The sequence below is a fragment of the Nostoc sp. C117 genome (genome assembly GCF_043099735.1).
Lineage (GTDB): Bacteria > Cyanobacteriota > Cyanobacteriia > Cyanobacteriales > Nostocaceae > Nostoc.
This window is the reverse complement of record NZ_CP170991.1, coordinates 1,025,807-1,039,541: the sequence shown is the minus strand read 5'-3', so window position 1 is coordinate 1,039,541 and position 13,735 is coordinate 1,025,807. Positions and strand designations below refer to the sequence as shown.

Below are 13,735 nucleotides of genomic sequence, written 5' to 3'. Positions count from 1 at the left end.
TCATCATCTTCAGATATTACCTTTATTCTGGGCTTCCCTAGCAACTCCAAAAACTAGTGAAAATTTTACTTTGAAATTAGAGTCTCTATTCCAAACTTTTAGGATTATACCCATATTACATTTTCCCAAAAAGTGACATAAGTTGTTCATGAGCGATCGCCCACTATGGATGAAAGAAACCATTCTGTTTTTTTAGGAGAAGGTTCATTACCAAAGTATGAATTGCCAAAGGGGGGAAACTGATGAGTTCATTTGTGCTTTGTTTTCAAGATATTGATAAAACAAAACTCAAGCTTGTTGGGGGTAAAGGCGCGAACCTGGGGGAACTTACCAAGATTGAAGGAATCTGCGTACCGGATGGCTTCTGTGTTTCTACTGAAGCCTTTAAAAGAATCATTGGGGAAACGTCATCAATTAACGAATTACTCGATCGGTTATCGCATCTATTGGTGGAAGACCGGGATAAAATCGGTGAACTTAGCGGTGAGATTCGCTCTTTCATTGAAGGGATAACCATTCCTCAAGACATTAATGAAGAGATCGCCAGCTTCCTCTCCAGGTTTGATGAAAAAAATGCCTATGCAGTACGATCCAGCGCAACCGCAGAGGATTTACCAACGGCCTCCTTTGCAGGCCAGCAGGATACGTATTTGAACGTTATTGGAAAGGAGGCAATCTATCAGCATATCAGCAAGTGCTGGGCATCGCTATTTACGGAGAGAGCAGTAATTTACCGCATTCAAAACGGCTTCGACCACCGTAAAGTCCACATGTCTGTGGTTGTTCAGAAGATGGTCTTTCCGCAGGTGGCAGGAATTTTGTTTACTGCCGATCCAGTCACTTGTAATAGAAAGGTGTTATCCATTGATGCCAGCTTCGGACTTGGTGAGGCTATGGTCAGAGGCATTGTGAATACTGATATCTATAAAGTGGGTAACGGCAAGGTTATCGATAAGAAGATATCCACCAAGAAACTAGCTATTTACGCCTTAAAAGATGGTGGTACGAAAGAACAGGAGATTGAGCCTGGAAGACAGAACAGGCAAGCACTGACGGATGAGCAGATTTTACAGCTTGAGCGCATAGGCAGAAAGATCGAAGAACATTTCGGTAGCCCCCAGGACATCGAATGGTGTTTGGTTGATGATACATTTTATATTGTCCAGAGTCGGCCGATCGCTACTTTATACCCGATCCCTGAAGCGAGCGATCGGGAAAATCACGTCTTTGTTTCTGTCGGTCACAACCAAATGATGACCGATGCCATGAAACCATTGGGATTGTCTTTTTTCCTGTTAATGACCCATGCACCCATGTATACGGCTGGTGGCAGGTTGTTTGTTGATGTGACAGCAACGCTAGCTTCACCTATCAGTAGAGAAACGGTATTAAACGTCACATTGGGGAAATCCGATCCGCTCATGAAAGACGCACTTACAACCATCCTAGAGCGGGGAGATTTTATAAAATCGTTACCCGACGATCGGAGTTCCGGCAAAAGCGGTAAAGGTCGATCGCTTGCGGATTTTCAAACCCTAAACGACTACGATCCGGCGATTGTTGCTGATTTGATTCAACAGAGTCAAACCTCGATCGACGCGTTAAAACAAACCATCCAAACAAAATCAGGATCGGATCTGTTTGATTTTATCCTGGAAGATATCCAGCAATTAAAGAAGACCAACGCTGATTCACAGAGCTTTGGTGTGTTTATGACTGCTATGAATGCTTCTTCCTGGATCAATGAGAAAATGAACGAGTGGTTAGGCGAAAAAAACGCAGCGGATACACTTTCTCAATCAGCACCCAACAATATTACGTCGGAAATGGGTCTGGCACTATTGGATGTTGCGGATGCGATTCGTCCTTACCCGGAAGTCATTGAGTATTTGCAACAGGTAAAAGAGGATAACTTTCTAGGTGAATTGGTGAAGCTTGAGGGTGGACAGGAAGCCCAGAACGCGATCGCTACTTTTCTTCACAAATACGGAATGCGATGTGTTGGAGAAATCGATCTTACGAGAACTCGTTGGAGCGAAAACCCAACCACACTTGTTCCGATGATTCTCAGTAACATCAAAAATTTTGAGCCTGGTGAAAGCGAGCGTAAATTTGAGCAAGGGCAACGGTCAGCTTTAAAGAAAGAACAAGAGTTATTAGAGCGATTGAAGCAATTACCGGATGGTGAACAAAAGGCCGAAGAAACAAAACGAATGATCGGCCTAATCCGAAATTTCATCGGTTATCGTGAATATCCAAAATACGGCATAGTTAATCGCTACTTCGTTTATAAGAAAGCTTTACTCAAAGAAGCCGAACAACTCGTAGAAGCCAACGTTATTCATGAAAAAGAAGATATATACTATCTCACTTTTGAAGAACTTCGCGAAGTCGTACACACAAATAAACTTGATTATCAAATTATCAGCGAACGAAAAGACGAGTACAAATTATTTGAAAAACTAACTCCGCCACGTGTTATCACATCTGATGGCGAAATCATTACAGGTCGGTACAAACGAGAAAATCTCCCTGCCGAAGCTATTGTAGGTCTGGCTGTTTCCTCCGGAGTTATAGAGGGACGAGCACGTGTCATCTTAAACATGGAAGATGCCGATCTAGAAGATGGAGATATATTAGTCACCTCCTTTACTGACCCTAGCTGGACACCATTGTTTGTATCAATAAAAGGCCTAGTCACCGAAGTTGGTGGACTGATGACACATGGAGCAGTTATCGCACGTGAATATGGCTTACCAGCAGTTGTCGGAGTGCAGAATGCTACCAAACTGATCGAAGACGGACAGAGAATCCGGGTGAATGGAACACAAGGGTATGTAGAAATTCTATATTAAAGCGAAAATTACTTTCATTGGATTTTAAATCAATACCTTTGCCAATTTACGAGGGTTCAATTGAGTCAAAAAAGACGATCTTTGATTTAGAATTAGCAACTCCCCAGACATTAGCTTACATCGCAATTCATCCCAACCCCTAACAACCACTGTATGGCATGATCGCCAATGGTAGCAGCTATTTGTTTGTCAAAACCTTGGGTAACCGATATGGTATTTCCGATCTATTTGCAACCCGATCGCAATATCTTATTGGGATTTTATTACTCCCAAGTGGTACCGAACCAAGACATTTAACTGAATATTTCAGGCAGGAAAACATTTACCAAATGCCTGAAGTAGCTTAAGAGAACCACTAACCCGAATTTTACACCGCAGCAGTGCCCAAATTAGGTTTTGTTCCTTGCCAAGAAAACCCAGCCAAGTTTTGCTATCTGCGGTGACAGAAATATCTGCTTTCCCAAGATGTCCTTCTTGAACTCGTACCATTTTATTTTGAATCGTCACCGTTGCACGACGAGACTCAGCACCAGTAAAGGTAAAGTGATAAACTGCATTCAATCCCTGTGACTGGTTGCGTTGAAACAACAGTGGTAGCCCAAACAGAAATCCTTGAATCGATTGAGGACGAATGCCACTGCTCACAAGCTTCACCGTTTTATTCGGGAAATGTTTGGCAACATAGTTTTCGGCATCCGATCCCGGCACTACATAGATGGTTTCGGTTTTGTCCTGCAATGGCTTGACCACATCTTTAATAAATGCTTTGCGATCGCTCAAGAATGGGGCAATTACATCCTCTCCCGCCGGACATGCCGCAATACAGTAAGCTGCTTTGTAGTTCGGCTTGAAAGACAAGCTTTGCCACATTGAGGCTGATTCAGAAGCACTGACTTTTTGGCGATAATCACTAGCACTTTTGCTGTCAGCGATCGTCTCTGTCCAATCTGTGAATCCGCCCATGAACTCGCGGTAATTATGAGTGTAACAAGCTGAAAAGCTAAAGCTACCGTCAGCCCCGATCGCGCCTACAGGACAAGCCGCAACACACAATTTGCACTCAATGCAGGGATTGTAATCGATTGGGTGGGCGTACTCAGTTACTTCTGTATCGATTAAAACTGTACCGAGGGCAATGAAATTACCAAACTTAGGATGAATCACATTTCGATGAATTCCTATGTGTCCTAATCCTGCTTCAACAGCCACAGGTTTATGAGATATAACCCAGGCTTTTTTGTCTGGATAACGATCCATTTCCATTGGGAATGCCACTGACGGATTCAAGGCTCGGACACCAATCTGCGTCAATGCTTTGACGAGGTTTCGAGCTACTTCATCTGCATGGTCGTAATTGGCATGAAATTCCAGATTAGCGATCGATCGCGCTGGAGTGCGAATGTTTTCCCGATTCATACAACAGACAAAGCTAATCAATGTTTTGGTGGGTGGAAATACTGCCAAAATTTCGGCATGTTGGTCGGCGATCGCGGGTCGATAAATTTCCACAAATCCTACATCATCAGCACCTGCATCCAAACAAAGCGATCGGAGTGAATCAGAATTCAAAGCGACTGTGCTTGTTTTTGGGTTGTTTGTAGACTGCTCACGCCACCATCTCACGGTAGGATGATTATCAAATTTAGCCATAGAAGCCTCTAGCGTTGATAACTATAAATCTGTATAGATTTTGGATTTTGGCTAACTCATAGTTTTTATATCAAGCAGTAGCAATTGCAGTGTTTGACATTTTTGTTGTCCAAAAAGCCGCATTACTACAGTTCAAGATTGAAGTTGCTGCATCAGACCTGCCGCATCGGAAACAGACCAATGCTCGGCGATCTTGCCATCTTGAACACGATCAATTCTGATCGCTGATGTTGAGATGGTTTTGCCTGTTGGTGGAATGCCGTAGAATGCGCCACTGTGTCTGCCTTTACTTACGATATATGTAACAACCCGATTCCCTTCCGCAACCTGCTGCATAATTTCAATCTGGATGTCGGGGAAAGCAGAGAAAAAATCATCAAAGAACGAATCGTGATAGACCCTAAGCGCGTCAAGTCCTCGATTTTCTGACCCTGGCATTGCGTGATTGATACAATCTTCTGTCCAAAAGTCTTTCAAAGCAGCAAGGTTTCGACCGTTCCAAACTACTTGAATAAAGTTCTGGATAATCTGCTTGTTTTTATTGATGTCGCTCATCAGCTTTTCTCCATAGAGTAATTTTCAATTGGTTTTAATAGGTACTTTATAAGAAGGGGAAGCGGGAAAGGTAAAAACCTCGCCCGCAAGTGGCGCGACAATCATCATCCCTTTCCCCTTTCCCCTTTCCCCTTTAACCTTTTATACCCACCGACGCACTCGTGCCTTGTACCGTAAGTATTCATCGCCAAATTTACGCTCCAAGTAACTTTCTTCGCGCTGAACAACCCCGATTTGCACAATCACTAAAAGGGGCAATAATAGTAGCAATGCCCAGATCGCACTAAATAGCAACGCGATGCCGATGTAAAGCAGAGTCAGAGACAAATAAATTGGGTTGCGACTTAACCTAAAAACTCCGTCCGAAACGATCGCTGTTGTCGGACGTGAAGGGTTAACCTCTGTCTGTGCGCGATTCATCGTCCGAAAAGCTGAAGTTCCTATCAAACCCGCGCAAATAATTGCTAATACTCCCAAAACTAGTGCTACCGATCGCGATAAAAAGTCGATTGGAAACACGAAACTAAGTACTAATCCGATTAATAATGTTCCAGCATAGAGTGCTGGTGGAAAAGCAATTACTCCAGGATTATCCGACATGCCCTGTTCCATGATGAGCTACCTTTTGTAATGATTTTGCTAATTAATGCTGTGAGAGGAAAGATGATTTTTTTGAATACTTATCATCAACTGCCAACATAGAGAAATTAAGTGCATATACACTTTTTGGAGAAAAATTTTAGACTTAACGCAAGAGTGCTGTTGCTTCCACTAAATGTGCCAGCAAAGTGTTCCATCGTTGCTGTCCAAGCACTTCCTCAACCATGCTTTGAGCTTGTTTCCACAATGGTAAAGCTTTCGCTAAGACAGCTTCTCCGGCTTCGGTCAAGGCAATGATACGAGTTCGCTGGTCTTGTCCAGGTTCAGATTTTAACCATCCTTCGCGTTCAAGGGGCTTAAGATTCCTGGTTAAGGTCGTGCGATCCATCACTAGCATCTCCGCTAAGTCGTTGACCGTGGCTGATTTGGCGATCGCTACAGCAGCAAGAATGGTGAACTGAGTCACTAGCAATCCGCTCGGCTTGAGTACTTCATCAAAGTGTTGTGTCATAACACGAGAAGCCTTTCGGATATTGAAACAGGCGCACGCCCAAGCCACTTGATCTAGAAGATCGGTGTTGATTGAGTTAGTGTGTTTATCCATAATTTAAGTGTATATGCACTTATTTTTTATGTCAAGTGGCTGCATGAAATTTATGATGTGGGCAGTAAGGTTGAGTATGGAACGAAGGGAAATAATATTCGTTTTATTGTTACTTCTCTGACTACAAAAAAAGCACCTCCTGCTCAACTCTACAGACAAAAATACTGTAAGCGTGGGGATATGGAAAATCGCTTTAAGGAACAACAATTATAACTTTTTAGTGACAGAACTAGTACCCATACATTTGCCGGAAATCAATTGCATTTGTGGTTTTCTTCTCTTGTATACATTTTGCTGAATGCGTTGCAGCAAAGATGTTTAGCTAAAACAGAATTACAAAATGTTACTGTTGGGACTATTCGTACTAAGTTATTGAAGTTAGGAGTATTGATTACTGTAAGCACACGCTGAATTTTATCTGAGTTTAGATGCTTTTACTCTGAGCTTTTACTGATTCTTAAATAAAAACATATATATTCTTAACCTTTGTCATATAAAGTAATCAAGTATGAATTTTATTATCTTAGAAAAATAAAATTATGAAGTGTATTCAAGGTGATGGTATTTTTGTTGCTAATGCAGCGAATGATCTAATGTTTAAAACAATGATGGACGAAGGTAGAGAAATTGGGACAGGATTACGCTACTGGGAAACAATAGAAGTTTTTGATATTAGCATACCAATTATACTCACAGAAAGCACTCCAGACATAACAGATAGTAATCAATATAAAAAAGGCTTAGAAGGAATTAGAACAGCTAGTAAGATCGCACAGAATCTTGGTAATATCCCAGTATGTTTCGGTGGTTCTATGAAAAGAATTGGAGTGAAATTAGCCGACTCATTCGGAAAATGCCACTTATCAATCGGTGATAATCTAACTGTAGCATCTACTATAGAAGTAATAACAGATGCCTTAAGCAAAAAAGATATTTATCTAGCAGATAAAATGAATTTTTTAGCAACTGGTGCTACGGGCTACATAGGCTATATGGTAGTCAAATGGATCTTGGAAAACTCCAATTGGAAAGTTTATGTAAAAACTTTGGATAATGTAAGATGTAAGAATTTATTTAAAAAATATATATCAAACACTGATAGGTTTAGCTATTATGACAATTTTGAAGAAATCGCAGATCGGGTAAATGAGATTCAAGTAGGTTTACTAGCAACTCATAATAGAACAAGCATTCCAAATAATAAAATTTTATCGAAATTTTCAGATGATTCTCTTATTATAGATGTATCTATTCCAAATGCCTTAGACTTTAAAAATACTGTTGAATTTAGAGGAGAATACTTATATGGTATTTCTACAAAGGTAGATGATTTAAATTGGGTTCAAACTTTTAATGTACAGGTAGACATGGACGTAGATACAATTTGGCCATGCTTTTGTGAATTGGCTATAGCTATCAATAAAGGTTTTAAAAATCTGGATTTACATACATTATTAGATGTAAATTGGGATAATGTTAAAATCGTTAATAGTTGGGCAAAAGAATTAGGTGTTAAGTATACTTATCAAACATATACTAATTCCTAGTTAATTTAATAGACATTCATTTTTCTAGACTGATTCGCTTAAAGTCACTTCTAATGTGTGTATTCATCACAATTACAATTTTTGATTGGGTAAATTACTTTCCAAATTCGAGGTAGGGATGAATTATGTAAGCATTCCTATTCTCTTGTTGATGCTAACGACTCCAATTGGCAGTATATCAACAACCCAAACACTGCAAGTTCAAGCTCAATCGGTTCTGGAACCGCCCATCATCTTTGGTATCAGTGTTAGCAATGGGGTTCGATGTTCTTTTGAAACGGAAGAAGCGTTTGGCACTGGTTGACTGACAAAAGTTTGATGTCACTACTAGTAGTCTACCAACCCAAAAATGCTAAGTGAGGACTGGGGAAAGGGGAAAGGGAAAAGGGTAAGAGATTTAAACCCTTTCCCCCTTACCCTTTACCCCGCAAAGTTCACTTGGCGAACTACTAGAACTAAACTACAAGGAAGATATTGACTTATGACTATTACTTTGGATAATTTCCAAAAACCTAAAGAAAAATATTCTACCTTAGTAGAATTACTGAGCTATAGAGCAAAAAATCAGCCTGAGCAAAAGGCTTATGCTTTTTTGCGAGATGGAGAAACTGAAGAAGTCAGTTTGACTTATCGAGAATTAGACCTCCAAGCACAGGCGATCGCTACCCATCTTCTGTCTCTAAAATCTCCTGGCGATCGCGCTCTGCTCTTGTATCCACCAGGTTTAGAATTCATTGTTGCCTTCTTTGGATGTCTGTATGCTGGAGTTATGGCTGTTCCCGTTTATCCACCGAAGCGCAATCAAAGTCTATCTAGATTGCGAGCGATTATATCAGATGCTCAAACAAAAATAGCACTAACCGTTAGCTCTAATCTCACCCAGATCCAAAGTCAATTTGGAGAAGAATCAGAGTTTGACGATATGCAATTGCTGGCTACCGATAGCATTGTCAGCAATAAGGTATCAGACTGGCAACAAGTGCAAGTAGATAGAGAGACTCTAGCTTTTCTGCAATACACTTCCGGTTCTACGGGAACGCCGAAGGGTGTAATGGTAAGTCATGGCAACTTGCTGCAAAATTCCCAGTATATCCACCAAGTATGGGAGTCTAGCTCAGAAAGTGTCATGGTAACGTGGCTTCCTGTCTTTCATGATATGGGACTGATCTATGGAGTTATCCAACCCTTGTATCAGGGGTTTCCTTGTTACATGATGGCTCCCGCATCCTTTATGCAAAAACCGATCCGATGGCTTCAGGCGATTTCGCGCTACAAAGCTACTCACAGTGGCGCTCCTAATTTCGCCTATGATCTTTGCGTCCTCAAGATCACACCCGAAGAACGTGCTAGTCTCGATCTAAGTAGCTGGCACATGACTTTAAATGGTGCCGAGCCAGTCAGAGCAGACACCCTCAAACAATTTGCCCAAACTTTTGAATCTTGTGGTTTTGACCTCGCAACATTTTGTCCAGGCTACGGTTTAGCTGAAGCAACCTTAGTAGTAACTGGAGTGCAAAACAAAAAGTTACCGACTTTCTACACAGTTCAGGCAGAGGCACTGGCAAAAAATCAGGTAATAGAGGGCAAAGGTGAGGAGAAATTACAGACCCTTGTCGGATGTGGACAGCCGGGGATTGATACCAAAGTAGTTATTGTTCATCCCAAATTATTAACCCAATGTGCGCCACAAGAAGTTGGAGAAATTTGGGTTTCTGGCTCTACCGTCGCCCAAGGATACTGGCAGCGAACCGAACAAACTAAGCAAACCTTTGATGCTTATTTAAAAGACACCTTTGAAGGACCATTTCTGAGAACGGGGGATCTGGGATTCTTGAAAGATCATGAGTTGTTCATCACCGGGCGATTGAAAGATGTGATTATTGTTCGGGGTCAAAACTATTATCCCCAAGATATTGAGTGGACAGTCTCACAGAGCCACCCAGCACTGCGACCTAGTTTTGGAGCAGCTTTTACGGTAGAAGTTAAGGGCGAAGAGCAACTGGTGATCGTTCAGGAGGTAGAGCGCACTTGGCGGCGGAAGTTAGATGTGGAGATGGTAGTTCGATCTATTCGTAAAGCTGTTTCGCAAGAACATCAATTGCAGATTTATGCAATAGTCCTGCTTGACACTGGCAGCGTTCCCAAAACCTCCAGTGGCAAAATTCAGCGCTCTGCTTGCCGAAGCGCCTTTTTAGGAAAAAGCTTGAAGGTAGTATCTTCTTGGAGCGAGAATTCGTTAAATCAAACTTCAGAGCCGGCTGAGGCTAAAACAAAATCTTTACCAGAACCAGTTGAAACTCACCAAAAATCAGACCATGACATCAAAACTATCAATACAGAAGTCGCACGAAATACCAGCAAAAAACGTGCTGACGATTTGATCGAGTGGCTACGCGATTATGCCAACAAGCGAATCAACTCCCAAGTTATTGATGAGCGTCGATGTATCCCACCTCATATTGTGCTCGATTTGGGAAACCGAGGAATTCTGGGTATGCAGGTATCACCTGAATACGGGGGGATCGGTCTTGGCAACTACGATACCATGAGGGTTATAGAACAACTCGGAGCGATCGACCAAACAGTAGCTTTGTTGGTTCTGCTTAACAACTTCTTGGGGATTCGTCCCATACTCAACTATGCCTCAAATTCAATCCGGGATGAACTGCTTCCCATCTTAGCGACAGGGCGTGAACTGGCTGCTTTTGCTCTTACAGAACCAAAAGCTGGGTCAAATCCTCAAGCCATCTCAGGCAAAGCAATACCAAATGCCAATGGTGATTGGCTCTTACAAGGCACTAAGATATGGAGCGGTTCAGCAGCATGGGCAGGTGTGATTAATGTTTTTGTTAAAGACGTTGATAGTAACGGCAATTTTAGAGGAATCAGTGGTTTTGTTGTCCGTCAAGGAACGCCAGGTTTGCGCTCTGGACCCGAAGCCCTGACGATGGGGATGCGGGGAATGGTTCAGAATACGGTATATTTAGATAACGTAGTAGTTGATTCGGAGCATTTGTTGGGCAATGAGGGAGAAGGGATGAAAGTCGCTCAAGATGCCATGATGCATGCTCGATTAGGTCTAGCGGCTCTAAGTGTAGGTGGGATGAAACGCTGTGCCCAGTTAATGCTTCGCTATGCCGAACGCCGTTCCGTATCAACTGGTCGGTTACTAGATAATCCAGTTACTCTGATTCGATTGAATGAACTCACAGTGGCTATCACAGCTGTAGAAACCCTCGTTGACAGGATTGCCAGTTTACTTGACGATGGGAATTTGATTCCAGCAGAGATTTATGCCGTTTGCAAGACAACTGGCCCGGAATTTTTCTGGAAGGCTGCTGATAGTCTCGTGCAGCTACTGGGCGGTCGGGGTTATATAGAGACGAATATAGCACCTCAGCTCCTCCGCGATGCTAGAGTGATTCGCATTTTTGAAGGTCCCACGGAAACCCTACAGATGTTCATTGGCTCCTGTACGATCAACAATAGTGCAGAAATACACAAATTTCTCAGCAACGAGCTAGCTGCACCAACGGTTTCTCACAGCTTAAGAGTTGCTGCTGAACAAATCCACCGACGTTACAACCAAGCCAAGTCCTCCTTCCCAGACCAAATCTCTTCAATCCGTTGGGGGTATCTGCTAATCGGCGAACTCGCCTCCTTTGCTGTTCTGTGGGCTGCAACTCAACAGGCGTTTAAGCGATCGCAATCGCAATATCTGCGCCGTGCTGTTGAGTGGACGCAACTCCAATTTGAACAGAAGCTCAAAACATCTCTGCATGATATCCTCAGTGAATCTGGCCTGTCCGGTGCAGATGATATTAGTGAGATGATATCGAATTATACAGAAGCGATTGGCGATATTCAACAAACCCTTCCAGGCGAAGACCGTGAACTAGATGAACTGCTGCGGCAAGACAGTTCCACAATTATTTATGGTCAAACATCTAACAACCAGATAGAAAACTTCACCCTAATTGAAACGACAAAGTCTATAGAAGCTAACTCTGCTGAATTTCAACAGAGTCTTCCCCATACAGTAGAGACTATTCAGAACTGGATAGAAAATTGGTTGGTCAAAAGATTCCAGCTCGGCACCAAATTAGAGGATTTTAGTCAATCCTTTGCTGAATATGGTATAGATTCCGTAATGGGAGCAGAATTATCAAATGACTTGGAAGAGTGGCTCTCTAATGCTATAAAGCTCGAAGCTAATATTGTCTGGGACTTTCCCACAACTGAAGCTTTAGCGCATCACATAGCCAGCGAGATCGGCAGATCAGAGACTTCAAAAGAAGAAATGGCGTTAGATCAAAGCATGAATTAGGCGATCGCGGGCGTTACACTCGGTAGCGCCACGGAACCCTGGCTACACGCCGTACAAGAACGTCCCTCGAAACAGTGGGGGAATACCATGACCCAGCAAGCGACCAAAGCTTTGAACAAGCAGGTGAAACAGGCGTTAGAAAAGACAATTGACCTGCGATCGCAAGCTGTTGAACCACCCAAAGAAAATGCCCAGGAATGCTTACGCTTGATGGGCATGCAATACTTTTCGGTTAAACCCAATAATGTCTCTTTTGGTCTGGGGAAAGGTTAAAGGGTAATGGGGAAAGGGAAATTCAAACCCTTTCCCTTTTTCCTTTCCCCCAAAACCCGAAAAGTATTGGATGGGCATGGCTTTGAAAAACTTAGCCAGCGCTATGAACAATACCCAAGCACTCAAAGCTGCTGCAATAATTCTGGGGAGTGAGCCGACACCATCTGCGATCGCTAATCAAACACAATGTCAAGTAGAACAGGGAAATTCAGCTTTGTTGTTAGGAGAAAACCAAGTCTCTGGTGTTGAAGTGAAAAACTGTGATGTTCGCGCAGCGTCTCGTAGAGAAGGCACTGGTTCCGCCGCGCCCGTGCCAAATCCTGAAAAATGGTCGCATCAGGCGATTATTGCGAGGTCGAATCTCGACCGGAGCGTATGCAGAAACTCAAAGTTACGGCCAATTCAAGGCAGAATCCGGGGTTTGATTTCTTGGAGGAGTGCTGGAATGATGACCCGGCTTTGCAGATCGTGGTTAAAAAGGTGCTGGCTAAGTTTCCGTAGTGGGGGATTGCGATTGGGGATAGAGAATTTCATAAGCGTAGAACTGGCGCATTGGCTACACAAGCAGAACCAGAGTTTTGTATTTCGTCAAAAAAAGAATACTACTTTTCAAGAAAAAAGACAAAAATTCCAGCCTTTAAATAGCATTGAGATTTACCCAGATGTTCGTCAGTTTTATCCCAATTTTAAGTTTACTCAGAAAAAAGCTTTTAGTCGGTTTAATTTAGCAGTTTACTGGAAAACCCTAGTTTCAAAGCCCTCAGACATAAACCTTAATTCCTGGAATTTTTCGACAACAGTATGCAAGTCATCTCACTTATTTTGCTCTAATGTCAAGTACATCTTTTTCGGAAAAACATCTTATCTTGTTAAATTTGTCAAGCTATTTTTATACTAAATTATAATTAGACGAGATTACCCTGCTTGTATTACATATTGAAATTGCTAGAAAAAATTTTTATAAAATTTTCAATACTCTAGGTTTTAAAAAAATCTATCTATGGTATGTTGAATCTGAACAGTAATTACCACAATTTCACCAGTTATTGTCAATAACTAGCTGAACTTAGCCAACAGTAGAATTTTGAACATTATTTTGGAAGTTAAAGGTATAGCTAAATTTCTATAACTTGGAATGCAATGGTAATCGCTTGATTGTGCATTAGTGAAAATTTTATTGTTCTAATGCAATTCTAGTAAGAGAGACCGCTTTTAGTTAAGCGATAGTACGGCTAATTTCAGTGTTGATGTTCCTTATTACCTACTTTATTTCTGCCTTTTCCTGACTCTGTTTTAACAGAAGAAGTAAGTGGCATAAAAGTTC

Annotated in this window: 10 protein-coding genes and 1 pseudogene; 7 read left to right on the top strand and 4 right to left on the bottom strand. The window is 42.0% G+C overall.

What is annotated here, in order from left to right:
• The first annotated feature begins 242 nt into the window (after window positions 1-242).
• Window positions 243-2,855, top strand: a complete 2,613-nt coding sequence (gene ppsA / locus ACFG4S_RS05870) for a phosphoenolpyruvate synthase (protein WP_392533901.1) — start codon at window positions 243-245, stop codon at window positions 2,853-2,855.
• 306 nt (window positions 2,856-3,161) lie between these two features.
• On the opposite strand, the gene ACFG4S_RS05865 is transcribed toward ppsA, so the two are convergent.
• From ACFG4S_RS05865 to ACFG4S_RS05850, 4 genes are all read right to left on the bottom strand, one after another.
• Window positions 3,162-4,505 carry an SCP2 sterol-binding domain-containing protein gene (locus tag ACFG4S_RS05865; protein WP_392533900.1) on the bottom strand — a complete coding sequence of 448 codons (1,344 nt, stop codon included), beginning with the start codon at window positions 4,503-4,505 and terminating at the stop codon, window positions 3,162-3,164.
• 132 nt (window positions 4,506-4,637) lie between these two features.
• Window positions 4,638-5,060 carry an ester cyclase gene (locus tag ACFG4S_RS05860; protein WP_392533899.1) on the bottom strand — a complete coding sequence of 141 codons (423 nt, stop codon included), beginning with the start codon at window positions 5,058-5,060 and terminating at the stop codon, window positions 4,638-4,640.
• A gap of 141 nt (window positions 5,061-5,201) precedes the next feature.
• A complete protein-coding gene (locus ACFG4S_RS05855; RefSeq protein ID WP_392533898.1) occupies window positions 5,202-5,672 on the bottom strand; it encodes a methyltransferase family protein in 471 nt (156 codons plus the stop codon).
• Between the two features lie 133 nt (window positions 5,673-5,805).
• The gene (locus ACFG4S_RS05850) at window positions 5,806-6,264 is read right to left on the bottom strand and encodes a MarR family winged helix-turn-helix transcriptional regulator (protein WP_392533897.1); all 459 of its coding nucleotides are present in this window, start codon (window positions 6,262-6,264) and stop codon (window positions 5,806-5,808) included.
• 57 nt (window positions 6,265-6,321) lie between these two features.
• Here ACFG4S_RS05850 and ACFG4S_RS05845 point away from each other — a divergent pair.
• The 6 genes and pseudogenes from ACFG4S_RS05845 to ACFG4S_RS05820 form a co-directional block, all read left to right on the top strand.
• Window positions 6,322-6,672, top strand: a pseudogene (locus ACFG4S_RS05845) (transposase); the annotation flags it as partial.
• Between the two features lie 131 nt (window positions 6,673-6,803).
• A complete protein-coding gene (locus tag ACFG4S_RS05840) occupies window positions 6,804-7,811 on the top strand; it encodes a hypothetical protein (protein WP_392533896.1) in 1,008 nt (335 codons plus the stop codon).
• Window positions 7,812-7,929: 118 nt separating this feature from the next.
• On the top strand, window positions 7,930-8,115 hold the full coding sequence (locus ACFG4S_RS05835) for a hypothetical protein (protein WP_392533895.1): 186 nt from the start codon (window positions 7,930-7,932) through the stop codon (window positions 8,113-8,115).
• Window positions 8,116-8,292: 177 nt separating this feature from the next.
• Complete coding sequence (locus ACFG4S_RS05830) at window positions 8,293-12,138, top strand: AMP-binding protein (protein WP_392533894.1); 3,846 nt, start codon at window positions 8,293-8,295, stop codon at window positions 12,136-12,138.
• 87 nt (window positions 12,139-12,225) lie between these two features.
• Window positions 12,226-12,411 (top strand): hypothetical protein, encoded by a 186-nt coding sequence (locus ACFG4S_RS05825; RefSeq protein ID WP_392533893.1) that lies wholly within the window; start codon window positions 12,226-12,228, stop codon window positions 12,409-12,411.
• Window positions 12,412-12,487: 76 nt separating this feature from the next.
• Window positions 12,488-13,309: a hypothetical protein gene (locus ACFG4S_RS05820; RefSeq protein WP_392536158.1), complete on the top strand. Its 822-nt coding sequence runs from the start codon at window positions 12,488-12,490 to the stop codon at window positions 13,307-13,309.
• Window positions 13,310-13,735 lie beyond the last annotated feature (426 nt).

What these genes read in the sequence shown, in the direction of transcription:
- ppsA (WP_392533901.1), top strand. Translation starts at nt 243, where the DNA reads ATGAGTTCATTTGTGCTTTGTTTTCAAGATATTGATAAAACAAAACTC.
- ACFG4S_RS05865 (WP_392533900.1), bottom strand. Translation starts at nt 4,505, where the DNA reads ATGGCTAAATTTGATAATCATCCTACCGTGAGATGGTGGCGTGAGCAG.
- ACFG4S_RS05860 (WP_392533899.1), bottom strand. Translation starts at nt 5,060, where the DNA reads ATGAGCGACATCAATAAAAACAAGCAGATTATCCAGAACTTTATTCAA.
- ACFG4S_RS05855 (WP_392533898.1), bottom strand. Translation starts at nt 5,672, where the DNA reads ATGGAACAGGGCATGTCGGATAATCCTGGAGTAATTGCTTTTCCACCA.
- ACFG4S_RS05850 (WP_392533897.1), bottom strand. Translation starts at nt 6,264, where the DNA reads ATGGATAAACACACTAACTCAATCAACACCGATCTTCTAGATCAAGTG.
- ACFG4S_RS05840 (WP_392533896.1), top strand. Translation starts at nt 6,804, where the DNA reads ATGAAGTGTATTCAAGGTGATGGTATTTTTGTTGCTAATGCAGCGAAT.
- ACFG4S_RS05835 (WP_392533895.1), top strand. Translation starts at nt 7,930, where the DNA reads ATGAATTATGTAAGCATTCCTATTCTCTTGTTGATGCTAACGACTCCA.
- ACFG4S_RS05830 (WP_392533894.1), top strand. Translation starts at nt 8,293, where the DNA reads ATGACTATTACTTTGGATAATTTCCAAAAACCTAAAGAAAAATATTCT.
- ACFG4S_RS05825 (WP_392533893.1), top strand. Translation starts at nt 12,226, where the DNA reads ATGACCCAGCAAGCGACCAAAGCTTTGAACAAGCAGGTGAAACAGGCG.
- ACFG4S_RS05820 (WP_392536158.1), top strand. Translation starts at nt 12,488, where the DNA reads ATGGCTTTGAAAAACTTAGCCAGCGCTATGAACAATACCCAAGCACTC.